We start from the raw sequence: 22,289 nt of genomic DNA, 5'->3' as shown, positions 1-22,289 counted from the left end.
CACTAAACAGGGCCGGGCGGCCCACCGACCAGCGCACGCAGCACAACCGGTTGCATCGCCGGATCATCCGCATGGCGTCGCGTGTAGCGACGCACCAGCAGCCAGGACAACAGGAAACCCGCCAGCCCGGCCACGATGATGAGAGGTTCCCCCAGATCGAGGCGCTCCGCCAGCAGCGCCAGCGCGAACAGCCCGATCAGCGGGAAGAGATAGAAAAGCAGGGCGCTTTTCAGCAGAAGGTCTTCATCCACGCCCAGCACGACTTCATCGCCGGGCGCCAGATTCAAGGAGGCCAGATCCGGCGGGGTCAGCGCTCGCACCTGGCCACGCCCCCGGGAGACGCCCAGTCGCTCCAGGAGACCCTGGCCGCAACCGGCGTTGACCGAACATCCCGAGCAGGTGGAGCGGCGCAGCGTTTCGACCTGGACAGCTCCAGACTCGACCGCAATCACCCTCCCCCGCTCATGGATCACTGTGGCTGGGCTCCCGTTGGCCGCATGGACAACGCCACGCGCTCGGCCGTGCCACTGGGTATCTCGCCAACGACGGTCACCATGGTGCCGCCATCTTCACTGGCGAAGCGCCTCGACACCACGGTGGTCGGGCCCAGCTGGGTGCGGGCATCGTCGACCTTGGCGCCGTGCAGAGGTTCGAGGAACACCGAGAAGCGTGCCAGGCCATCGCCGTAGGCGAGGCACAGGACCTGGTCATTGGAGACCGGGCTGCGCTCCTGCAGCGTACTGTTCAGGGTAAAGCCCGGCGGCACCCATTCCGAATGCCAGCTGGTCTTCACTTCGGCAACCTTGGCTTCCTTCACCGGCTTGCAGGCCGCGCTCGCTTGCAACTCGCCATCGTCCGGCGCTGCCATGTCGATGCGGGTGAATTGCAGGCGCTCGATGATCTGGCCCTTGTCGTTGAGCAGCAGGGACTTGAGCGGCAGGCCGGTTTCCTTGTCGACGTGCAGCTCGAAGCCATAGCGATGCTGGTCACGCGGGATCACCGCCAGCACCACCGCCGGGCGGTCGGCAATGCGCGACTCGCCGGCGACACGAACATCGTAGTAAGCGGACAGTTCGCTCGGATTGAGCTTGCGCGCCGGCCACATCTCGCCGGTCGACACCTGGCCCGACATACCGCCACCTACGCACTGGGTGGCGCCATCGACGCGCACCACTTCCTGGCGCGGCCCATCGACCTGGACCAGGTGCTCGCGCACCGAACCATCACTCTCCACCCGATGCCAGACATCGTGGGTGGAGAAGGCTCCGCTGCGTTCGTAGATGAAAGTACCCTGGAAGTTCTGTTGCTGATCAGCCTCGGAGAGGCGCTTGATCCAGTCCAACGCATCGGCGGCCTGGACTGGCAATGCCAGCAGGCCACCGAGGAAGAACAACAGTGCTGTTGTCGCGCGCATGTCGCTCCTTAAGGTCGCAAATCAGCGGCTTTCCAGGCTCGCGGCGCGTGCGTAAGGCAGGGCGCTGTCGGTGCCGCTGACGGCGGACTGCTGCGCGTGTTGACGCAGATAACCCGGAAGACGCTGCTCATGCCAGGTGGTCTGCCCGCCCTGGGCATTGGTGATCACCTGCGGCGCCTCGTCCTGAGTGTAGCCTGCCAGTACCGCCGGGCCTTGCACTTGCGGCAGGGCGATCTGCGGAGTGGCGCCTTGCTGGGCAAGGCCGTTGGCAACACTGTCGTCCTGGTGGTACATGCGCACACCAGCCAGCACGGCCAGGGTCACCGAGGCGGCGACAGCCAGGCGGCCGACATTGCGCCAGGGATTACGGCTGCGCGGTGCCGGTGCGACTTCATCAGCCAGTGCGGCGGACACAGCGGCGGCGATGTCCAGCTTGGGCATGGCCGGCTCGCGGTGCATCACTGCACGGGCCAGTTGGTAACGGGACCAGGTGGCCCGCAATTCGGCGTCCTCGCCGCAGGCTGCAAGCACACGCCGCAGCTCCAGCTCATCCGCTTCGTTATCCATAACAGCGGACAGCGACTCCTGCAGGGCTTCACGACTCATAGCGGTACCTCTCTTGGCTTCTGCCGCTGTATCAGACTTCATCATGCAACAAAGGCTGCAAAGCTTTGTCGATCGCTTCCCGCGCACGGAAGATCCGTGAGCGGACGGTTCCCACCGGACACTGCATCACGGTGGCGATATCTTCGTAACTCAGACCTTCGAACTCACGCAGGGTCAAAGCCGTGCGCAAATCATCGGGCAGCTGCTGGATGGTGCGATGGACCGTTTCCTCGATCTCATCCCGCAGCATGGCTCTTTCCGGCGACTCGATATCCTTCAGGGCGTGGTCGCCATCGAAGAATTCCGCATCCTCTGCCGTGACATCGCTGTCCGGCGGCCGCCGACCGCGCGCAACCAGATGGTTCTTCGCGGTGTTGATGGCGATACGGTACAGCCAGGTATAAAAGGCACTGTCACCGCGGAAGTTACCCAAGGCGCGATACGCCTTGATGAACGCTTCCTGTGCGACGTCCTGGGCTTCCTGGGCGTCGTGCACGAATCGCACGATCAGCCCCAGAATCTTGTGCTGGTACTTCAGCACCAGCAGGTCGAATGCCCGTTTATCTCCGCGCTGTACCCGTTCAACCAGTTGCTGATCCGTTTCCTGGGTTAGCATGAATGCTCCTCTGAAAACCTGGAGGAGCTTCGAGCACCCTGGTGAATCGTCCTGCCAAGATAGACTCGGGTCTTTTGCAAAAGTTCTCCCCTCCAAGCATGCGCCGCACAGTTTTTTCACATTGGCGGCAATCGGACCCCGACATGCGTCCGAAGCCCGTCAAATTCAACTGCACCGGGCGGAACACCCGCTCCCCTTCCGCGCAATGTCAATCTGCGCGCAAAGCTGATTGGGTATTCCGCGTTCGAACCGGAACGCCTGAAAAAGTTCCGGGGATTTGCCTTGGTCCTTCAATGATTTCGACGCCACCCGGACGCCCGCCGGGCCGGCTTGAGCGGGGAAGAATGTCTCCCGCCCTGCGACTGCCGCCCCGCCGCACGCGCCTTCGGTGTCATCGGTTCGCCAGTATTGTGCCGCGGCCCCCTTCTATATACTAGGGCGCCATTTTGTGGAGCCGGGTATGAGTCAGCATTTCCAGCACGATGTCCTAGTGATCGGCAGCGGGGCCGCCGGCCTGACGCTGGCCTTGACGCTGCCCTCGCACCTGAGGATCGCCGTGCTGAGCAAGGGCGAACTCTCCCAGGGCTCCACCTTCTGGGCCCAGGGCGGCGTCGCCGCCGTGCTGGATGACACCGATACCGTCGAGTCCCACGTCGAAGACACCCTGGTCGCCGGCGCCGGCCTGTGCCGCGAGGACGCGGTGAAATTCACCGTCGAGCATAGCCGCGAGGCAATCCAGTGGCTGATCGAACAAGGCGTGCCCTTCACCCGCGACCATGAGCCGGGCCGCGAGGACGGTGGCTTCGAATTCCACCTGACCCGGGAAGGCGGCCACAGCCACCGCCGGATCATCCACGCCGCCGACGCCACCGGCGCCGCGATCTTCAACGCCCTGCTGGAACAGGCCCGCCAGCGGCCGAACATCGAACTGCTGTCGCAACGGGTCGCCGTCGACCTGATCACCGAGCAGAAACTGGGCATGGACGGTCAGCGCTGCCTGGGCGCCTACGTGCTGGACCGCGCCACCGGCGAAGTGGACACCTTCAGTGCTCGCTTCACCGTGCTCGCCTCCGGCGGCGCCAGCAAGGTCTACCTCTATACCAGCAACCCCGACGGCAACTCCGGCGATGGCATCGCCATGGCCTGGCGCGCCGGCTGCCGGGTCGGCAACCTGGAGTTCAACCAGTTCCACCCGACCTGCCTGTACCACCCGCAGGCCAAGAGTTTCCTGATCACCGAAGCGCTGCGCGGCGAAGGCGCCCTGCTGCGCCTGCCCAATGGCGAGCGCTTCATGCCGCGCTTCCACGCCCTGGGCGAACTCGCCCCGCGCGACGTGGTGGCCCGCGCCATCGACCACGAGATGAAGCGCCTGGGTATCGACTACGTCTACCTGGACATCAGCCACAAGCCGGCCGAGTTCATCCGCGAGCACTTCCCCACCGTCTACGAGCGCTGCCTGGACTTCGGCATCGACATCACCCGCGAGCCCATCCCGGTAGTGCCGGCAGCGCACTACACCTGCGGCGGCGTGCTGGTGGATTCCCAGGGTCGCACCGACGTGCCGAACCTCTACGCCATCGGCGAGACCACCTTCACCGGCCTGCACGGCGCCAACCGCATGGCCAGCAACTCGCTGCTGGAGTGCTTCGTCTACGCCCGCTCCGCTGCCGCCGACATCCTCGCCGAACTGCCCAAGGCCCAGACCCTGGTCGCGTTGCCCTGCTGGGACGCCAGCCAGGTGACCGACTCGGACGAGGACGTGATCATCGCCCACAACTGGGACGAACTGCGGCGCTTCATGTGGGACTACGTGGGCATCGTGCGCACCAACAAGCGCCTGGCGCGCGCCCAGCACCGGGTACGCCTGCTGCTGGACGAGATCGACGAGTTCTACTCGAACTACAAGGTCAGCCGCGACCTGATCGAGCTGCGCAACCTGGCCCAGGTGGCCGAGCTGATCATCCTCTCCGCCATGCAGCGCCACGAAAGCCGCGGCCTGCACTACACGCTGGACTACCCGGACCTGCTGCCCGAGGCCCGCGACACTATCCTGGCGCCGTCCACCTATTGCGACTGAAGCGCAGCCGCACGCGCAGGCGCCGGTGCAACTCCGGCGCCAGGGCATCGGCCGGCACGCAGACGCTGCGCGCCAGCCAGTCGCCGGGACGGCGGAAACGCAGGACGATCAGCGAGGGCAGCGCCAGGCTGTCCGGCATCAACTGCACCGGCTGGAACCCTTCCCGTTCGCTCCACAGCTGCCAGCCCTCGGCGTTGTGGCGCAGCGCACGCACCGAATCCGGCGCACGCAATAGAATCCGCCCAGGCACGACCCGGCAGGCATGCAGCAGGCAGAGGCTCAGGCCGAGCGTCTTGACGTGAAGGGGAATCTCCGCGAGCAGCAGCGCCAGGACGGCACCGAACTGCGCGGCGAGATAGGCCGCCAGCAAACCGATGGACGGTTGCCAGCGGCACTCGAAGGGGTCACTTCGGCTGGACACGGTCCAGGATCATGCGAACGATGATGCGCAGGTCGGCATCTTCCGGCTCGCCGCGCTGCATGAACCAGCCGAACATGTCCTGGTCCTCGCACTCCAGCAGCTTGCGGAAGCGCGCCTGATCATCGGCGGGCAGGCCCGGGTAGACTTCCTGGACAAAAGGCACCAGCAGGACGTCCAGTTCCAGCATGCCGCGGCGGCTGTGCCAGAAAAGGCGTTTGAGTTCGATTTCGTCAGTCATCTGCGGGCACCTCGATTAACAGCGGGCGAATACGTGTTGTCGCTCGCGAAGTCGACGGACGGCGCGAGCCGAGCGGCATTATACGCATGCTCGGCTCACCCGGCACCCGCTGACAAGGCTGGGCCTGGGCTCTATCATGAGGCCCCTAACTTTCTTCCAGCGAATCGTGATGACCGACTCTGCTTTCTACACCGAACTCAATCACGAAGGGATTCTCGCCGTCCGTGGCGCGGACGCCGCCAAATTCCTCCAGGGCCAGCTGACCTGCAATCTCAATTACCTCAACGCCGAGTATTCCAGCCTCGGCGGCCGCTGCACGCCCAAGGGCCGCATGACCTCCAGCTTCCGCATCCTCGCCGAGGGCGAAGGCTTCCTGCTGGCCATGGCCAACGATCTGCTGGAAAGCCAGCTGACGGACCTGAAGAAGTACGCGGTGTTCTCCAAGGCAACCCTCTCCGATGACAGCACCCAGTGGGCGCGCTTCGGCCTGAGCGGTGCGGAGGCCGTCCTCGCCGAACTGGGCCTGACGCTCTCCGGTGAAGCCGACCAGGTGGCGCGAGCCGACGGCCTGATCGCCATCGGCCTCGGCCAGGGCCGCGTCGAACTCTGGGCGCCGGCCGAACGCGCCGCCGCCATCGCCGACCTGCTGCAGGCCCGCCTGCCCCACGCCGAGCTCAACGACTGGCTGCTCGGCCAGGTGCGTGCCGGCGTCGGCCAGGTGTTCGGCGCCACCCGCGAGCTGTTCATCCCGCAGATGATCAACCTGCAGGCCGTGGGCGGCGTGAGCTTCAAGAAGGGCTGCTATACCGGCCAGGAAATCGTCGCGCGCATGCAGTACCTCGGCCGCCTCAAGCGCCGCCTGCAGCGCCTGAAACTCGATAGCGCCGAACTGCCGGAGCCGGGCCGCGAGCTGTTCTCGCCGGTGCACTCCTCCAGCGTCGGCGAGGTGGTACTGGCCGCCCGCGCGACCGATGGCGTGGAGCTGCTCGCCGTGCTGCAGGACGACGCCGCTGCCGACGGCAACGTGCGCCTGGGCGAAGGCCAGCCCCTGCGCCTGCTGGATCTGCCTTACGTTCTGGACAGCGACCGCGAGATCCAGCGCTGAATTTCGTGCCGGGCGGGGAGCCCGGCTTTCCCTGAAGGACACTTCATGAGCAAGCTTGCCGAAAAAGTACAACAGGAACTGCTGCGGGCCATCGACAACGATGAGCTGGTGCTGCCGACGCTGCCGGAAGTCGCCCTGCGCGTCCGTGAAGCGGCGGAAGACCCGGACATCAGCATCCAGGACCTCAGCAAGGTGATCGGCAACGACGCTGCCCTGACCGCGCGCATCATCAAGGTGGTGAACAGCCCGCTGCTGCGCACCAACAAGGAAATCACCGACCTGCAGATGGCGATCAGCCGCCTGGGGATCAACTACACCTGCAACCTGGCGACCGGCCTGGCCATGGAGCAGATGTTCCAGGCCACTTCCGATGTGGTCGACCGCAAGATGCGCGAGGTGTGGAACAAGAGCACCGAGATTGCCGGCATCTGCCACGCCCTGTGCCGCCACTACACCCGCCTGGCGCCGGATCAGGCGACCCTGGCCGGCCTGGTGCATCAGATCGGCGTGCTGCCGATCCTCACCTACGCCGAGGAGCACAGCGAGCTGCTGGCCGACTCCATCAGCCTCAACCACGTGATCGAGCGCATCCACCCGGTCATCGGCGACCGCATCCTCAAGGCCTGGGACTTCCCGGCGCCGATCGCCGCCGTGCCGGGGCAGCACCTGGACTTCAGCCGCGACTCGGTCAAGGTCGACTACGTGGACATCGTCCAGGTTGCCACCCTGCAGAGCTACCTCGGCAGCCAGCACCCCTACACCGAGCTGGACTGGGCCACCATCCCGGCGTTCGCCAAGCTGGGCCTGGACCCGAAGGCGGACGTGAAGGAAGACGAAGACCTCTCCGCGGCCATGGAAGCGGCGATGAGCATGTTGCAGTAACGGCTGGCAATTGCGCCGCCGGTGATCGATCGCGGACGGAGTCCGCTCCTACGCCTCAGGCAATTCCGTGCCGTGCCCTCCCTCTCCCCCGCCCTCTCCCTGAAGGGAGAGGGAGCCGTTCGGCGTATCGAGGCGATAGCAGAGTCAGCCGGCGAGCACCTAGCTTTCCAAGCACTCGGGACAGTCCCCTCTCCTTCAGGGAGAGGGTTAGGGAGAGGGAGCCGGTCGGCGTATCGAGGCGATAGCAGAGTCAGCCGGCAAGCACCTAGCTTTCCAGGCGCTCGGGACAGTCCCCTCTCCCTTCACGGAGAGGGTTAGGGAGAGGGAGCCGGTCGGCGTATCGAGGCGATAGCAGAGTCAGCCGGCGAGCACCTGGCTTTCCAAGCGCTCGGGACAGTCCCCTCTCCCTTCAGGGAGAGGGTTAGGGAGAGGGAGCCGTTCGGCGTATCGAGGCGATAGCAGAGTCAGCCGGCGAGCACCTGGTTTTCCAAGCACTCGGGACAGTCCCCTCTCCCTTCAGAGAGAGGGTTAGGGTTAGGGAGAGGGCCACGCCCCACACCGAAACCCGCCTTGATCGGCGGGTTTCGTGTTTCTGGCTCAGGCGTTTTCCGCCGGGAAGGTCACCCGCACCAGCAGCCCGCCCAGCTCGCCCTGGCCCAACTCGATGCGGGCACGGTGGGCGCTGCAGATCTCGCCGACGATGGCCAGGCCCAGGCCGGTGCCCTGCTGGCGGCGGCGGTAGAAGCGGCGGAACACCTTGTCGCGCTCCTCGGGCGGGATGCCGGGGCCGTCGTCCTCGACCTCCAGTTCTGCCGGCGAGCGCACGCGGATGATGACGTTGCCGTCCGCCGGGGCGTGGGCGATGGCGTTGTCCACCAGGTTGCTGAGCAGTTCGTTGAGCAACATCGGATCGCCCTTCACCCAGGCCGGATCGTCCGCCTCCAGCGCCAGCGACACACCGCGCGAATACGCCAGCGGCGCCAGCGCCAGGCCGAGCTCGCGGGCCAGCTGGGCCAGCTCGATACGTTCCCCCGCGCCTTCGGCGATGGCGCGGGCACCGCTTTCCACGCGCGCCAGCGACAGCAGCTGGTTGGCCAACCCGGTCACCCGGTCGGTGTTCTGCACGGCCTCGGCCAGCGTCGCACGCCATTGCTGCGGGTCCTGCTCTCGCAGGCCCAGCTCCAGCCGCGCCTTGAGCGCCGCCAGCGGGGTGCGCAGTTCGTGGGACGCCTCAGCGATGAACTGCGACTGCCGGTCGAACAGCCCGCGCAGGCGCACGGTGAAGTGGTTGAGCGCCGCCACCAGCGGGCGCAGCTCCTTCTGCACGCGGACTTCCGGCAACGGCCGCAGGTCGTCCGGTTGGCGCTCTTCCACCGCCTCGCGCAGGCGGTCCAGGGGGCGCAATCCGGCGCTGACCGCGTACCAGACCATCATCAGCGCGGCGATGGCCGACAGCGCCAGGTTGAGCAAGGTGTCGGCGAGCAGGTTGCGCGCCAGTCGCTCCCGCGCGCCCATGGTTTCGGCGACGCGGATTTCCGCCATGCCGTTAACCGTCGGCTGGCTCACCGGCTGCAGCAGGCTGACCACCCGCACACCCTGCCCTTCGTAGGTGGCGTCGTAGAACTTGGCCAGCGCCGGGTAATCGTCGGTGCGCGGCGTGGTCGGCAGCGGCGCCGGCAGGTTCTCGTAGCCGGAGATCATTTTCCCCTGGGGGTCGATCACCTGGTAGAAGATGCGCCCGGCGCTGTCGTACTCGAAGCTGTCCAGCGCCACATAGGGCACGTTGGCGCGCAGGGTGCCGTCGCTGGCGTACAACCCGTCGGCGATGTCCCGCGCGGAGGCCAGCAGGGTGCGGTCATAGGCTATGTCGGCAGCGTGCCGGGCGCGCCAGTAAGTGGCCGCGCTACCGATCAGCAGCAGCACCAGCAGCAGCCCGCCAAGGCGCCAGAGCAGCCGCCCGCGCAGGCTTCCCGTGCCAGGAAAACCCCAGCGCCGTTCAACCATCCTGGGCTTCCAGCAGGTAACCCAGGCCGCGGAAGGTGACGATGCGCACCGAGCTGCCCTCGAGCTTCTTGCGCAGGCGATGCACGTAGATCTCGATGGCGTCCGCGCTGGCATCCTGGTCCAGGCCGAACACCTGCGCCGCCAGTTGCTCCTTGCTCATCACCCGTCCCGGACGGGCGATCAGCGCCTCCAGCACGGCCTGCTCGCGGGAAGTCAGGTTCATCGCCTGCTCGGCGAGGGTGAAGCGCCGCGCGCCGAGGTCGTAGACCAGCTCACCACAGCGTTGCTGCTGTTCGCCGCCGAGCACACTGCGGCGCAGCAGGGCCTTCACCCGCGCTTCCAGCTCGGTGAGTTCGAAGGGTTTAGCCAGGTAATCGTCGGCGCCCAGGTTCAGCCCGTGCACGCGGTCACGCACTTCGCCACGGGCGGTGAGCATCAGCACCGGCAGGGTCTTGCCGCGCTCGCGCAAGCGCGCCAGCACCTGGAAGCCGTCCAGCCGCGGCAGGCCGACATCGAGGATGGCCAGCGCATAGTCCTCGCTGGCCAGGGCCAGGTCGGCAGCCACGCCGTCCTGCAGCAGGTCCACCGTCCAACCCGCGCCCTTGAGCGCCTGGGCAACGCTCTCGCCAAGCTGCGGATGGTCTTCAACCAGGAGGATTCGCACGTAGGACTACCCCTTCGGACTACAGGTTCGGGCCGGCAGTTTACCCATCCGCGAGCCGCTGTGAATGGGGGAAATTCGCTGAAATCACTGCGAAAGGAGACTGAAAGCCTGGCGAAAGCTTAGCCCGTTAGCATCGCCAACGAGCCGCCTCCCAACCCCGATTTTTTCGCGCCGACTGCCCAGGCGCAACGGCGGGAACAGCGGACTCGACGACGGCAAAGACCGTCAGCAGAGCGAAAGGCGGCGTGGTGCCCTTTCGCGACAACAACAAGAACGGAGACCACAGATGCCCACCGCCCAGCCTTTGGCTGCACCGGCTTTTGCCAAGCCCAACTCCCGCTGCCTGACACCCGCCCTGCTGGCTTTCGCCGGGGTCGCCCCGCTATGCGATGCCGCCGGCTTCGTCGAAGACAGCAGCGCCACGCTCAGCACCCAGAACATCTACTTCAACCGTGATTTCCGTGACGGCGCCGGCCAGTCCAAGCGCGAAGAATGGGCGCAGGGCTTCATCCTCGATTTCCAGTCCGGCTACACCCCCGGCACCATCGGCGTCGGCCTCGACGCCATGGGCATGCTCGGCCTGAAGCTCGACTCCTCGCCGGATCGCACCGGCACCGGCCTGCTGCCGACCCATGACGACGGCCGCGCCGCCGACGAGTACAGCAAGCTGGGCCTGACCGCCAAGTTCAAGGCCTCCGAGACCGAGTTGAAGATCGGCAGCCTGATCCCCGACCTGCCCACCCTGCAGCCCAACGACAGCCGCCTGTTCCCGCAGACCTTCGAGGGCGGCCTGCTCAACTCCACCGACCTGCCGGGCCTGAACTTCACCGGCGGGCGCCTGGAGAAGGTCAAGGACCGCGACTCCACCGACTACACCGACCTGGCGCTGAACAACAAGAACCGCCGTTTCTCCGGCGGCAGCGCCGAGGGCAAGCACTACGACCTGGCCGGCGGCGACTACCAGTTCACCGACCACCTCACCGGCCGCTACCACTACGCGCAGCTGGACGAGGTCTACCGCCAGCACTTCGTCGGCCTGCTCGCCAGCTATCCGCTCGGCCCAGGCAAGTTCAGCGCGGATGTGCGCCTGGCCATCAGCGACGACCAGGGCGAGGCGCGCGGCGGCGAAATCGACAACCGCGCCTTCAACGGCCTGCTCGGCTACGTCCTGGGCGCCAACAAGTTCAGCCTCGGCTGGCAGCAGATGAGCGGCGACAGCGCCTTCCCCTACATCGACGGCAGCAACCCCTACCTCGTCAACTTCGTCCAGGTCGGCGACTTCGCCGAGGCCGACGAGCGCTCCTGGCAGGTGCGCCACGACTACGACTTCGCCGGCCTCGGCATCCCCGGCCTGACCCTGATGAATCGCTACATCAGCGGTGACAATGCCAAAATCAACGGCATGGACGGTCACGGCAAGGAATGGGAGCGCAACACCGACATCAAGTACGTGATCCAGAGCGGCCCGCTCAAGGACGTGGCAGTGCGCGTGCGTAACGCCACCTACCGTTCGAGCTTCGCGCGGGACGCCGACGAGACACGTATCTACCTCAGCTACTCCCTGGCGATCTGGTAAACCGACAACAACAAGAGAGGAATCGCACCATGTCCACCGTCCTGCGCAACCTGACCCTGGCCGGCGCCACCCTGCTCGCCGCCAGCCAACTGATGGCCGAGCCCAAGCGCCCGGAATGTATCGCCCCGGCCTCCCCCGGCGGCGGCTTCGACCTCACCTGCAAGCTGGCGCAGAGCGCCCTGGTGGACGAGAAGCTGCTGACCAGGCCGATGCGCGTCACCTACATGCCCGGCGGTGTCGGCGCCGTGGCCTACAACGCGGTGGTCGCCCAGCGCCCGGCCGATGGCAACACCATCACCGCCTTCTCCAGCGGCTCGCTGCTGAACCTGGCCCAGGGCAAGTTCGGCCGCTTCGACGAGAACGCCGTGAAGTGGCTGGCGGCCGTCGGCACCAGCTACGGCGCCATCGCGGTCCCCAGCGACTCGCCGTACAAGAACCTCGGTGACCTGGTCGCCGCGCTGAAGGCCGACCCGGGCAAGGTGGTGATCGGCTCCGGCGGCACCGTCGGCAGCCAGGACTGGATGCAGACCGCGCTGATCGCCAAGGCCGCCGGCATCGATCCGAAGCAGCTGCGTTACGTCGCCCTGGAAGGCGGCGGCGAGATCGCCACGGCGCTGCTGGGCGGGCACATCCAGGTCGGCAGCACGGACATCTCCGACTCCATGCCGCACATCCGCGCCGGCAAGATGCGCATCCTCGCGGTGTTCTCCGAGGAGCGTCTGAAGGATGAAGGCATGGCCGACATCCCCACCGCCAAGGAGCAGGGCTTCGACATCGTCTGGCCGGTGGTGCGCGGCTTCTACGTCGGGCCGAAGGTGAGCGACGAGGACTACCAGTTCTGGAAGGCCTCCTTCGACAAGCTGCTGGCCTCGGAAGACTTCGCCAAGTTGCGCGACCAGCGCGAGCTGTTCCCCTTCGCCATGACCGGCCCGGAGCTGGACGCCTACGTGAAGCAGCAGGTCGCCCAGTACAAGCAGCTGGCCCGCGAGTTCGGCCTCATCCAGTAACGCCCCGTGTGGCGCCGCCTTCAGCGAAGGCGGCGCAAGGAGACTCCCCATGTCCCGTACCAGCCTCTTCCAGCGGCTGTTCGCCGGCGCCTGGCTGTTCGCCTGCGTCGCCTTCGCCCTGATCGCCTGGCAACTGCAGGCGCCCTTCTCTTATGAACCGGTCGGCCCGCGCGCCTATCCGCTGCTCTGCCTGGGCCTGATGGCCGCCGGCCTGGCCTGGCTGATCGTGCGGCCCACGCCGATCAAGCGCGAGGACGACGAGCCCGCGCTGGAAGGCGCGCTGCTGGGCAAGGTGGTGCTCTGCGTCGTCCTGCTGGCGGTCTATGCCGGCCTGTTCGAGCCGCTCGGCTTCATCCCGGCCAGCGCCCTGGTCGGCACCTTCATCGCGCTGATCTACGGCGGCCGCCCGCTCGCCAGCGTGGTCACCGCCACGCTGCTCGCCATCGGCCTCTACCTGCTGTTCGACCGCACCCTGGACGTCCCGCTGCCGCTGGGCATCCTCGACCCCCTGCTCTGAGGAAACCGTCATGGAAACATTGAGCTACCTCGGCCAGGGCTTCGGCGTCGCCCTGACCCCGTACAACCTGATCACCGCACTGATCGGCACCCTGATCGGCACCGTCGTCGGCCTGCTGCCGGGCCTGGGCCCGATCAACGGCGTGGCCCTGCTGATCCCGGTCGCCTTCGCCCTGGGCCTGCCGCCGGAATCGGCGCTGATCCTGCTGGCCGCCGTGTACCTGGGCTGCGAGTACGGCGGACGGATTTCCTCGATCCTGCTGAACATCCCCGGCGAAGCGTCCACCGTGATGACCACCCTCGACGGCTACCCCATGGCCCGCAACGGCCTGGCCGGCGTGGCGCTGTCGCTGTCGGCCTGGAGCTCGTTCATCGGCGCCTTCATCGCCACCTGCGGCATGGTGCTGTTCGCCCCGTTGCTGGCGAAATGGGCGATCGCCTTCGGCCCGGCGGAATACTTCGTGCTGATGGTCTTCGCCATCGTCGCCTTGGGCGGGCTGGCCGGCGACCGGCCGCTGAAGACACTGCTGGCGGCGCTGCTCGGGCTGTTCCTCTCCAGCGTCGGCATCGACGCCAACAGCGGCGTGTACCGCTTCACCTTCGACAACATCCACGTCTCCGACGGCATCCAGTTCGTCGTGCTGGTACTGGGCCTGTTCTCGGTCAGCGAAATCCTCCTGCTGCTGGAGAAGACCCACCACGGCCACAAGATGGTCGAGGCCAGCGGACGCATGCTGTTCAACGCCAGGGAAGCCGCCTCGGTGGCGGTGGTCAACCTGCGCTGCGGCCTGCTCGGCTTCATCATGGGCGTGCTGCCCGGCGCCGGTGCGACCCTGGCCAGCGCCGTGGCCTACATGACCGAGAAGAAAATGGCCGGCGAATCGGGCAAGTTCGGCAAGGGCGACCTGCGCGGCCTGGCCGCCCCGGAAACCGCCATCGGCGCCTCCGCCTGCGGCGCCCTGGTGCCGATGCTGACCCTCGGCGTCCCCGGCTCGGGCACCACGGCGGTGATGATCGGCGCGCTCAGCCTGTACAACATCACCCCCGGCCCGCTGCTGTTCCAGGAGCAGCCGAACATCGTCTGGGGCCTGATCGCCTCGCTGTTCATCGCCAACGTCATGCTGATCATCCTCAACGTGCCGATGGTCCGGGTGTTCACCCGCATCCTCTCGGTGCCGAACTGGGCGCTGGTGCCGGGCATCGCGATCATCACCGCGATCGGCGTCTACGCCGTGCACGCCACCACCTTCGACCTGTTCCTGATGGTCGCCATCGGCATCCTCGGCTACATCCTGCGCAAACTGGACTTCCCGCTCTCGCCGCTGCTGCTGGGCTTCATCCTCGGCGGGCTGATGGAGCAGAACCTGCGCCGCGCGCTGTCCATCTCCAACGGCGAACTGGGCATCCTCTGGTCCAGCCCCATCGCCATCGGCACCTGGGCGCTGGTCGCGCTGATGCTCGGCCTGCCGCTGGTCCGCGCCTGGCGCAAACGCGCCCGCCGCTCCCGCGAGGCGCTGGCTGACGCCGCGTAAAAGCAACCACGCTCGCCGCGTCGAGACGCGCGGCGACTTTCAAGGCCCGCCTTCGTGCGGGCCTCTTTTTTTGACTGAGTCAGGTGGCGTGGGAAACGCGCAGCGTAATCGTCCAGCTCTCGCCGCTGACCGGCTTGGCGCAAACGACTTCCACAACCTTGCGCACAAGCTCGCGCCCATCCGGCGCGAACAGGCGAATCTCGCCCCAGCGGCTGTCCAGCGGCACCGTGCAGCGCGCGACAAGAATCTTCGGATTGGGATCGGCAACCGTCCAGTTCGCCCGCAGGCGAGCATTCTCGGAGGCGATGAAGGCGCGGGCTGCCTGGTCGATTTCGTAAAGCCCGTGGGTGGTGGCGGTGGAACGCTGGGACTCGATGAGCGTGTCGCCAGCAAGGCAGCTCCCGCCGAGCACCAGGCCCGGCAGGATCACCAGCCACCCACGCCGGAGCAGCGGCATCACACCGGCGGCAGCGACCAGTCGATGGGTTCGAGCCCGTGCTGCTCGAGAAACTTGTTGGTGCGGCTGAAGTGGCCGTTGCCGAGGAAGCCGCGATAGGCCGAGAGCGGCGACGGATGCGCGGACTTGAGCACCAGGTGCTTTTGCGGGTCGATCAGCTTCTGCTTGCTCTGCGCATGGGAGCCCCAGAGCAGGAACACCAGGTTCTCGCAGCGCTCGCTGACTACTTCGATCACCCGGTCGGTGAAGGGCTGCCAGCCGGCCTTGGCATGGGAGCCGGCGTTCGCCTGCTCGACGGTCAGCGAGGTGTTGAGCAGCAGCACGCCCTGCTCGGCCCAATGCTGCAGGTAGCCATGATTGGGAATCGGCAGGTTGAGGTCGCGTTGCAGCTCTTTATAGATGTTCTGCAGTGACGGCGGCGTCGGTACGCCGGGCTGTACCGAGAAGCACAGGCCGTGGGCCTGGCCGGGGCCGTGGTAGGGGTCCTGGCCGATGATCACCACCTTGATGCGCTCCAGCGGCGTGGTGTTCAGCGCGTTGAAGATCAGCGGGCCGGGCGGGAAGATCACCTTGCCGGCGGCCTTCTCCGCGCGGAGGAATTCACCCAACTGCTTCATGTAGGGCTTGTCGAATTCCTCGTGGAGGGCTTCTTTCCAGCTGGGTTCCAGCTTGATCCGATCTTCGTTGGTCATGGTGCATCTGCCTGGTGAAACGAACCGGCACGCTAAGCAAGCGCCCCGGCCAAGTCAAGGCGACTTGTGCCGCGCAGCCGGCGACCGCGACAGGCGCGGCTGCCCGCTGCCCAGCCCGGCAACTACCCAGGCGACGATAGCTATCGTCAAGCCAAGATGAAACAGCTCGCGACGCGGCACGCCCGCCAGCTCGCCCCGGGTGCCGATCAGCAAACCGCTGCCAATGAACAACAGCGTGCCGAGCAGCGCCAGCGGATAGCGGCGCGAACGACCGGGCCAGGCGATCACCAGCAAGGCAATCAGGTTGCTCGCCAGCGTGACCTGCGAAGGCAGCATCACCAGCGCCATGCATACCAGCAACACCAGGGCGCGCTGTACGGGTGCGCCGGACAGCCGACCAAGAGCGATCAGCGGCAAGCCAACCGCGCCGGACACCACACTCGCCAGATGGTGAGGCTCGCTCAGCGCCGCGATACCGCCGTACTCCAACGCACCGAGAAAGGCGGCAACGCCCATCGACGCAACCCCCAGCGCCCGCCATCCCTGTTCTTCGCGCAGGGCCCGCCAGGCGGCAACGGCGCAGGCCAGGGTCAACAACAGTTCGGCAATCACGGGCAGCATCGGGCGGGTCCTTCTCCGGGTAGTCGGCGAAGACTAGCCAGCCACGCCGCTGCGCGCACGGTCGGGCACGCCAGCGCAGGCGACGCCGCGCGCCACCCTGCGTCCATCGGCCACGCCAGGATTCGACCAAAGGCCAATGGGAGTGGCCGGCCAGTCTGTGCACAGTCCCTTCTTCGCTTCACCCGCCAATAAAAACAACAGGGAACGAACATGCGATTTCTGACTGCCGCACTCTCGCTGGTGGCTGCCCTCAGCGGCCTGGCGCAAGCCGCCGAACCGATCAACCTCGGCCTCAATTACCCCCGCACCGGCTCCTACAAGGAAGAAGGACTCGCGCAGATGCGCGGCGCGCTGCTGGCCATCGATGAGATCAATGCCCAGGGCGGCGTGCTCGGGCGCCCGCTGCACCTGCTGAGCAAGGACGACGCCTCGCGTCCGGAAAAAGCCCTGCGCAACATCGACGCCATGGCCGCCGACGGCGCGGCGATGTTCTTTGGCGGGGCTTCCAGCGCGGTGGCCATCGCCGCCGGCGAACGGGCGGCGCAGAAGAAGCTGCTGTACTTCGGCACCCTCACCTACTCCAACGACACCACCGGCAAGGACGGCCAGCGCTACATGTTCCGCGAGTGCAACAGCGCCTGGATGAGCGCCCGCGCCCTGGGCAGCTACCTGGGCCGAACGCTGCCGGGCAAACGCTATTTCTATGTCACCGCCAACTACACCTGGGGCCTGACCACCGAAAGTTCGCTGCGCCACTACACCGGCACCGAGGACGCCGCCCGGCACCCGTCAATCAAGGTGCCCTTCCCCGGCGCGCGCCTCTCCGACTACCGCGACGCGCTGACCCAGGCGGCCGCGAGCCAGGCCGACGTGCTGGTCCTGGCGCTGTTCGGCGAGGACCTGGTGCATGCGATGCGCATCGCCGACGAACTGGGCCTGACGCGCAACCACCAGATCATCGCGCCCAACCTCACCCAGAGCATGGTCGAGCTGGCCGGCCCCGGCCTGATGCAGGGCGTGATCGGCACCGAACCCTGGACCTGGCAGGTGCCCGAGCGCGAAGGCTCGGCGCGCGGCCAGGCCTTCGTGCGCGATTTCACCCAGCGCTACGGCGTTTACCCCGCCAGCTCCGCCGCCTCGGCCTACAGCATCGTCTACCAGTGGGCCGACGCCGCCCGGCGCAGCGGCAGCCTGGACAGCGACGCGCTGGTCAAGGCGCTGGAAGGCCACCGCTACAGCCTGCTCAAGGGCGAGCAGCAATGGCGCGACTTCGACCACCAGAACATCCAGCGCGTCTACGTGGTGAAGGTGAAACCGCGCGACGAGGTCCTGCGCGACCCGCTGCACCAGGACTACTTCGAGATCGTCGAGCACATGGACGGCCCCGAGGCGGCCCCTTCCCTCGCCGAATGGCAGGCAGAACGCAGCGCCGCCGGCAAGCCACTGACCCTGCAATGACTCAGCCGGTATGCAGCGCCCGGTAATGGCTGGGCGCCATGCCCACCACGCTCTTGAACAATCGCGAGAAGTAGTACGGATCGGCGTAGCCCAGTTGCTCGGCGACCTGGCGCACTTCGAGATTGCCCTGGTCGAGCAGCCGGCAGGCGTGGGTCATCTTCAGGCGGATGAAATCCTGGATCGGCGCCTGGCCGGTCAGGGCGCGGTAGGTCTTGGCGAAGTGGAAGCGCGACAGGCGAAACTGCGCCGCCAGTTCGTCGAGATTCAGAGCGTCGTGCAGGTGCTCGTGCATCATCGCCTGCACCGCCTCGACGTCCAGCACCCGCCCGGATTTCAATCTCGCCCGCGCCGGGCGCAGGGCCAGCGACGTCAGCAGGCTCTGCAGCAGATGGGCGGCGTGGATGAAGTGCGGCAGGCTCAGGCCCTGGCGGCGCAGCGCCAATAGCGCGTCGAACTCTCCCAGAAGGCGCGGCTGCACGCCCACGCGCAGGCGCGGCGACTTGCCCAGGGGGCGCAGGAAGTCCTCGGCCAGCCGGCCTTCCAGATGTACCCAGAAGATCGACCAGGGTCGCTGGGCGTCGGCCCCGTAGGCGTGGGCACGGCCCTTGGGCAGCACCAGCAGATCGCCACCGGTTACCTCGAATCGTCCATCCGCCGTTTCCAGCCAGCCGAGCCCTGCGCTGCAGTAGATCAGCAGGTGATCGTCCGGGCTTTCCCGCTCCATACGATGTCCCACCGCCGCCGGATAATAGCCCAGGGCCAGCGGATAGCACGCCTGACCAAGCGGATGACGATCCAGCGCACGGCGCAGGCGCGGTGGGGTGATAAAGCGCACGCCCTGCTGCGGCAGCGGCCAGGTGGAAATCAATGGGCGGGACATGGGCAGGCATCCAGGATCGGCAATACCAAGATCGTCCATCCCCAGCACAAGATCGTCAATCCACAGCCGATGGCACAACGGCTATAACCGAAGGACTCTTTACCCAAGAGCCTCTTTGCCATAGAGAGCGCGCGCCACGAGCGCGCAGCTGTAGCCGACAAGAACAATCAGAGGTAGCTGCATGCATTTCGATCTGTCCGAAGAACAACGCCTGCTGGTGGACAGCGCCCGCGCCTTCGCCAGCCGCGAACTGGCGCCCCACGCCGCCGACTGGGACCGCCAGCACCACTTCCCGGTGGAAGTGATCCGCCGCGCCGCCGAACAGGGCTACCTGGGCCTGTACATCGCCGAGGAAGACGGCGGACTGGGCCTGTCGCGCCTGTCCGCCTCGCTGATCTTCGAGCAACTGGCCGCCGGCTGTGTCGCCACCACCGCGTACATGACCATCCACAACATGGCCAGCTGGATGCTTGCCAGCTTCGGCGACGCCGCGCTCAAGGAGCAGTGGCTGCCGGGGCTGATCGGCGGCCAGCTGTTGGCTTCCTACTGCCTGACCGAGCCGGACGCCGGCTCCGACGCCGCGCGCCTGCGCACTCGCGCCAGGCGTGACGGTGACGAGTACGTTCTGGATGGCGCCAAGACCTTCATCTCCGGCGCCGGCTCCACCGACGTGCTGATCGTCATGGCGCGCACCGGCGAGGAAGGCGCCAAGGGCATCTCCTGCTTCCTGGTGCCGGCCAACGCCGAGGGCATCCGCTACGGGCGCAACGAGGACAAGATGGGCTGGAAGGCGCAGCCGACCCGCACCATCACCTTCGAAGGCGTGCGCATCCCCGCCGGCAACCGCATCGGCCCGGAAGGCCAGGGCTTCGTCTACGCCATGAAAGGCCTGGACGGTGGCCGCCTGAACATCGCCAGTTGCTCCCTGGGCGCGGCCCAGGCAGCGCTGGAGCAGTCGTTGCGCTACGTCGAGGAGCGCAAGCAGTTCGGCAAGGCGCTGGCCGAGTTCCAGGCGCTGCAATTCAAGCTCGCCGACATGCTCACCGACCTCACCGCCAGCCGGCAGATGGTGCGTCTGGCCGCGCACAAGCTGGACCACAAGGACGGCGAGGCAACCCTGTATTGCGCCATGGCCAAGCGCTTCGCCACCGATCGCTGCTTCGCGTTGTGCAACGAGGCGCTGCAGCTGCACGGCGGCTATGGCTACCTCAACGACTACCCGCTGGAGCGCTGGGTGCGCGACAGCCGCGTGCACCAGATCCTCGAGGGTACCAACGAGATCATGCGGGTCATCGTCGCCCGTCGCCTGCTGGAACAGGGCGGCATGCTGGACCGCCTGCTGTGACCACCTTTGTGTAGGAGCGAGGGGGACGCCATCGTTATTGCTCGCGAACCATCTCCGCAGCGGGGGTTCGTTCGCGAGCAAGCTCGCTCCTACGAAGAACCTGCCACTGGAAAAACCGCCCGCCCCTGCGGGCGCAATCGAACAGATCGGACATGGACGCGCCCCGCCGCACGCCCCTAGAGTCCATGCCCATGACCGACAAGGAGATGCCCATGAGCAACGCCCTGGAACCCTACAAGCCCGGAGTCTTCGACCTGACCCACAAGCTGACCGTGGAAAAGCACGGCCACACCGCGCTGATCACCATCAACCACCCGCCGGCCAATACCTGGGACCGCGACTCGCTGATCGGCCTGCGCCAGGTGGTCGAGCACCTGAACCGCGATGACGACATCTACGCCCTGGTGGTGACCGGCCAGGGCCCGAAATTCTTCTCCGCCGGCGCCGACCTGAACATGTTCGCCGACGGCGACAAGGCCCGCGCCCGCGAGATGGCCCGCCGCTTCGGTGAAGCCTTCGAGACACTGCGCGACTTCCGCGGCGTGTCCATCGCCGCGATCAACGGCTACGCCATGGGTGGCGGCCTGGAGTGCGCGCTGGCCTGCGACATCCGCATCGCCGAGCGCCAGGCGCAGATGGCCCTGCCCGAAGCCACCGTGGGCCTGCTGCCCTGCGCCGGCGGTACCCAGGCGCTGCCGTGGCTGGTGGGCGAAGGCTGGGCCAAGCGCATGATCCTCTGCGGCGAGCGCGTCGATGCCGAGACCGCGCTGCGCGTCGGCCTCATCGAGCAGATCGTCGATACCGGCGAAGCCCGCGGCACCGCCCTGCTGCTGGCGGCCAAGGTCGCGCGGCAGAGCCCGGTGGCGGTGCGCACCATCAAGCCGCTGATCCAGGGCGCCCGCGAGCGCGGCCCGACCACCTGGCTGCCGGAGGAGCGCGAGCGCTTCGTCGACCTGTTCGACGCCGACGACACCCGCGAGGGCGTGAATGCCTTCCTGGAGAAACGCGACCCACACTGGCGCAACCAATAAGGCCCTGACCATGAATGTGATTTTCGAGGAACGCCCCGGCCTGCACGGCTTCCGCATCGGCGTGGTGACGCTGGACGCGGAGAAGAGCCTGAACGCCCTGAGCCTGCCGATGATCGAGGCGATGAACCACCAGCTGCGCGTCTGGCAGGACGACGCGCAGATTGCCTGCGTGGTGCTGCGCGGCAACGGCGGCAAGGCCTTCTGCGCCGGCGGCGACGTGCGCAAGCTGGTCGATGCCTGCCGCGAGAAGCCCGGCGAGGTGCCGGAGCTGGCCCGCCGCTTCTTCGCCGACGAGTACCGCCTGGACTACCTCATCCACACTTATTCCAAACCGCTGATCTGCTGGGCCCACGGCTACGTGATGGGCGGCGGCATGGGGCTGATGCAGGGCGCCGGCGTGCGCATCGTCACTCCCAGCAGCCGCCTGGCCATGCCGGAAGTCAACATCGGCCTGTACCCGGATGTCGGCGCGAGCTGGTTCCTCGCCCGCCTGCCTGGCCGCCTCGGCCTGTTCCTCGGGCTGACCGCGACGCAGATGAATGCCCGCGACGCGCTGGACCTGGACCTCGCCGACCGCTTCCTGCTGGACACCCAGCAGGACGACCTGATCGAAGGCCTGGTGCAACTGAACTGGCGCGAACAGGCCGACGTGCAATTGCACAGCCTGCTTCAGGCACTGGAACATGAAGCCCGCGGCGAACTGCCCGAAGCCCAGCTGCTGCCGCGCCGCGCACGCCTGGATGCGGTGCTCGACAGCGCCAATATCGCCCAGGCCTGGAATGCCCTGACCGCGCTGGTCAACGACGAGGACACGCTGATCGCCCGCGGGGCGAAGACTCTCGCCTCGGGCTGCCCGCTGACCGCTCACCTGGTCTGGGAACAGATTCGCCGCGCGCGCCATCTGTCGACTGCCGAGGTGTTCCGCATGGAGTACGCGATGAGCCTGAACTGCTGTCGCCACCCGGAGTTCCCGGAGGGCGTGCGGGCCCGGCTGATCGACAAGGACAACACCCCGCACTGGCACTGGCCGGATATCGCTGCCATACCTGATGCTGTGGTGAATGCGCACTTCGACGCGACCTGGGAGGGCGAGCATCCGCTGGCGGATCTCTAGCCCCTCCCCGGCTCCCCCTGTAGGAGCGGGCCA

23 protein-coding genes are annotated in these 22,289 nt (G+C 66.9%); 11 read left to right on the top strand and 12 right to left on the bottom strand.

Annotated elements, in window-relative coordinates; all coding sequences use genetic code 11:
* Window positions 1-2 precede the first annotated feature (2 nt).
* Genes UB43_RS07310 through rpoE form a run of 4 tightly spaced genes read right to left on the bottom strand, consistent with a single transcriptional unit; the run spans window position 3 to window position 2,636 of the window.
* Complete coding sequence (locus tag UB43_RS07310; protein ID WP_045209772.1) at window positions 3-473, bottom strand: SoxR reducing system RseC family protein; 471 nt, start codon at window positions 471-473, stop codon at window positions 3-5.
* Window positions 470-1,414 (bottom strand): MucB/RseB C-terminal domain-containing protein, encoded by a 945-nt coding sequence (locus UB43_RS07305; protein ID WP_045209771.1) that lies wholly within the window; start codon window positions 1,412-1,414, stop codon window positions 470-472. The genes UB43_RS07310 and UB43_RS07305 overlap by 4 nt, the downstream gene beginning before the upstream one ends.
* 21 nt (window positions 1,415-1,435) lie before the next feature.
* The gene (locus UB43_RS07300; protein ID WP_045209770.1) at window positions 1,436-2,020 is read right to left on the bottom strand and encodes a sigma-E factor negative regulatory protein; all 585 of its coding nucleotides are present in this window, start codon (window positions 2,018-2,020) and stop codon (window positions 1,436-1,438) included.
* 31 nt (window positions 2,021-2,051) lie between these two features.
* Window positions 2,052-2,636, bottom strand: a complete 585-nt coding sequence (gene rpoE / locus UB43_RS07295) for an RNA polymerase sigma factor RpoE (protein WP_024765535.1) — start codon at window positions 2,634-2,636, stop codon at window positions 2,052-2,054.
* A gap of 460 nt (window positions 2,637-3,096) precedes the next feature.
* Between rpoE and nadB the strand changes: the two genes are divergently transcribed.
* A complete protein-coding gene (gene nadB, locus UB43_RS07290) occupies window positions 3,097-4,713 on the top strand; it encodes an L-aspartate oxidase (RefSeq protein WP_045209769.1) in 1,617 nt (538 codons plus the stop codon).
* Here nadB and UB43_RS07285 read toward each other — a convergent pair.
* Both UB43_RS07285 and UB43_RS07280 read right to left on the bottom strand, forming a co-directional pair.
* On the bottom strand, window positions 4,682-5,134 hold the full coding sequence (locus UB43_RS07285) for a protein YgfX (RefSeq protein ID WP_045209768.1): 453 nt from the start codon (window positions 5,132-5,134) through the stop codon (window positions 4,682-4,684). The genes nadB and UB43_RS07285 overlap by 32 nt on opposite strands.
* Entirely contained in the window at window positions 5,118-5,372 is a 255-nt protein-coding gene (locus UB43_RS07280) for a succinate dehydrogenase assembly factor 2 (RefSeq protein ID WP_015476083.1), read from the bottom strand. The genes UB43_RS07285 and UB43_RS07280 overlap by 17 nt, the downstream gene beginning before the upstream one ends.
* Before the next feature lie 169 nt (window positions 5,373-5,541).
* Between UB43_RS07280 and UB43_RS07275 the strand changes: the two genes are divergently transcribed.
* Complete coding sequence (locus UB43_RS07275; RefSeq protein WP_045209767.1) at window positions 5,542-6,477, top strand: folate-binding protein YgfZ; 936 nt, start codon at window positions 5,542-5,544, stop codon at window positions 6,475-6,477.
* A 45-nt stretch (window positions 6,478-6,522) separates the two neighbouring features.
* Entirely contained in the window at window positions 6,523-7,359 is an 837-nt protein-coding gene (locus tag UB43_RS07270; RefSeq protein ID WP_045209766.1) for an HDOD domain-containing protein, read from the top strand.
* 597 nt (window positions 7,360-7,956) lie between these two features.
* On the opposite strand, the gene UB43_RS07265 is transcribed toward UB43_RS07270, so the two are convergent.
* Together UB43_RS07265 and UB43_RS07260 are read right to left on the bottom strand one after the other, a co-directional pair.
* Window positions 7,957-9,363, bottom strand: a complete 1,407-nt coding sequence (locus UB43_RS07265) for a sensor histidine kinase (RefSeq protein ID WP_045209765.1) — start codon at window positions 9,361-9,363, stop codon at window positions 7,957-7,959.
* Window positions 9,356-10,027 (bottom strand): response regulator, encoded by a 672-nt coding sequence (locus UB43_RS07260; protein WP_024765529.1) that lies wholly within the window; start codon window positions 10,025-10,027, stop codon window positions 9,356-9,358. Before UB43_RS07260 ends, UB43_RS07265 begins: the two co-directional genes overlap by 8 nt.
* A 286-nt stretch (window positions 10,028-10,313) precedes the next feature.
* Here UB43_RS07260 and UB43_RS07255 point away from each other — a divergent pair, with 286 nt between their 5' ends.
* From UB43_RS07255 to UB43_RS07240, 4 genes are read left to right on the top strand one after another with little or no spacing between them, the layout of a single operon-like run.
* Entirely contained in the window at window positions 10,314-11,603 is a 1,290-nt protein-coding gene (locus tag UB43_RS07255) for an OprD family porin (RefSeq protein ID WP_045209764.1), read from the top strand.
* Window positions 11,604-11,632: 29 nt separating this feature from the next.
* Window positions 11,633-12,610 (top strand): tripartite tricarboxylate transporter substrate binding protein, encoded by a 978-nt coding sequence (locus tag UB43_RS07250; RefSeq protein ID WP_045209763.1) that lies wholly within the window; start codon window positions 11,633-11,635, stop codon window positions 12,608-12,610.
* 49 nt (window positions 12,611-12,659) lie between these two features.
* Window positions 12,660-13,127 carry a tripartite tricarboxylate transporter TctB family protein gene (locus UB43_RS07245; RefSeq protein WP_045209762.1) on the top strand — a complete coding sequence of 156 codons (468 nt, stop codon included), beginning with the start codon at window positions 12,660-12,662 and terminating at the stop codon, window positions 13,125-13,127.
* Window positions 13,128-13,137: 10 nt separating this feature from the next.
* Complete coding sequence (locus tag UB43_RS07240) at window positions 13,138-14,658, top strand: tripartite tricarboxylate transporter permease (protein ID WP_045209761.1); 1,521 nt, start codon at window positions 13,138-13,140, stop codon at window positions 14,656-14,658.
* Between the two features lie 79 nt (window positions 14,659-14,737).
* Here UB43_RS07240 and UB43_RS07235 read toward each other — a convergent pair whose 3' ends face one another.
* From UB43_RS07235 to UB43_RS07225, 3 genes are read right to left on the bottom strand one after another with little or no spacing between them, the layout of a single operon-like run.
* The gene (locus tag UB43_RS07235; protein WP_052969515.1) at window positions 14,738-15,115 is read right to left on the bottom strand and encodes a hypothetical protein; all 378 of its coding nucleotides are present in this window, start codon (window positions 15,113-15,115) and stop codon (window positions 14,738-14,740) included.
* Complete coding sequence (gene ung / locus UB43_RS07230) at window positions 15,115-15,807, bottom strand: uracil-DNA glycosylase (protein WP_045209760.1); 693 nt, start codon at window positions 15,805-15,807, stop codon at window positions 15,115-15,117. The genes UB43_RS07235 and ung overlap by 1 nt, the downstream gene beginning before the upstream one ends.
* Before the next feature lie 54 nt (window positions 15,808-15,861).
* Complete coding sequence (locus tag UB43_RS07225) at window positions 15,862-16,428, bottom strand: hypothetical protein (protein ID WP_045209759.1); 567 nt, start codon at window positions 16,426-16,428, stop codon at window positions 15,862-15,864.
* A 210-nt stretch (window positions 16,429-16,638) separates the two neighbouring features.
* Here UB43_RS07225 and UB43_RS07220 point away from each other — a divergent pair, with 210 nt between their 5' ends.
* Window positions 16,639-17,886: an ABC transporter substrate-binding protein gene (locus UB43_RS07220; RefSeq protein WP_045209758.1), complete on the top strand. Its 1,248-nt coding sequence runs from the start codon at window positions 16,639-16,641 to the stop codon at window positions 17,884-17,886.
* A 1-nt stretch (window position 17,887) separates the two neighbouring features.
* On the opposite strand, the gene UB43_RS07215 is transcribed toward UB43_RS07220, so the two are convergent.
* Complete coding sequence (locus UB43_RS07215) at window positions 17,888-18,766, bottom strand: AraC family transcriptional regulator (RefSeq protein ID WP_045209757.1); 879 nt, start codon at window positions 18,764-18,766, stop codon at window positions 17,888-17,890.
* A 181-nt stretch (window positions 18,767-18,947) separates the two neighbouring features.
* Between UB43_RS07215 and UB43_RS07210 the strand changes: the two genes are divergently transcribed.
* From UB43_RS07210 to UB43_RS07195, 3 genes are all read left to right on the top strand, one after another.
* Window positions 18,948-20,111, top strand: a complete 1,164-nt coding sequence (locus UB43_RS07210) for an isobutyryl-CoA dehydrogenase (protein WP_045209756.1) — start codon at window positions 18,948-18,950, stop codon at window positions 20,109-20,111.
* A gap of 212 nt (window positions 20,112-20,323) precedes the next feature.
* Window positions 20,324-21,142 carry an enoyl-CoA hydratase gene (locus UB43_RS07200; protein ID WP_045209754.1) on the top strand — a complete coding sequence of 273 codons (819 nt, stop codon included), beginning with the start codon at window positions 20,324-20,326 and terminating at the stop codon, window positions 21,140-21,142.
* 10 nt (window positions 21,143-21,152) lie between these two features.
* The gene (locus UB43_RS07195) at window positions 21,153-22,256 is read left to right on the top strand and encodes an enoyl-CoA hydratase/isomerase family protein (protein WP_045209753.1); all 1,104 of its coding nucleotides are present in this window, start codon (window positions 21,153-21,155) and stop codon (window positions 22,254-22,256) included.
* The last annotated feature ends 33 nt before the right edge of the window (window positions 22,257-22,289 follow it).

Source organism: Pseudomonas sp. 21, from assembly GCF_000955805.1.
Classification (GTDB): Bacteria; Pseudomonadota; Gammaproteobacteria; order Pseudomonadales; family Pseudomonadaceae; genus Pseudomonas.
The sequence above is the reverse complement of the archived record's forward strand: the minus strand, read 5'-3'. Positions and strand labels throughout refer to the sequence as shown.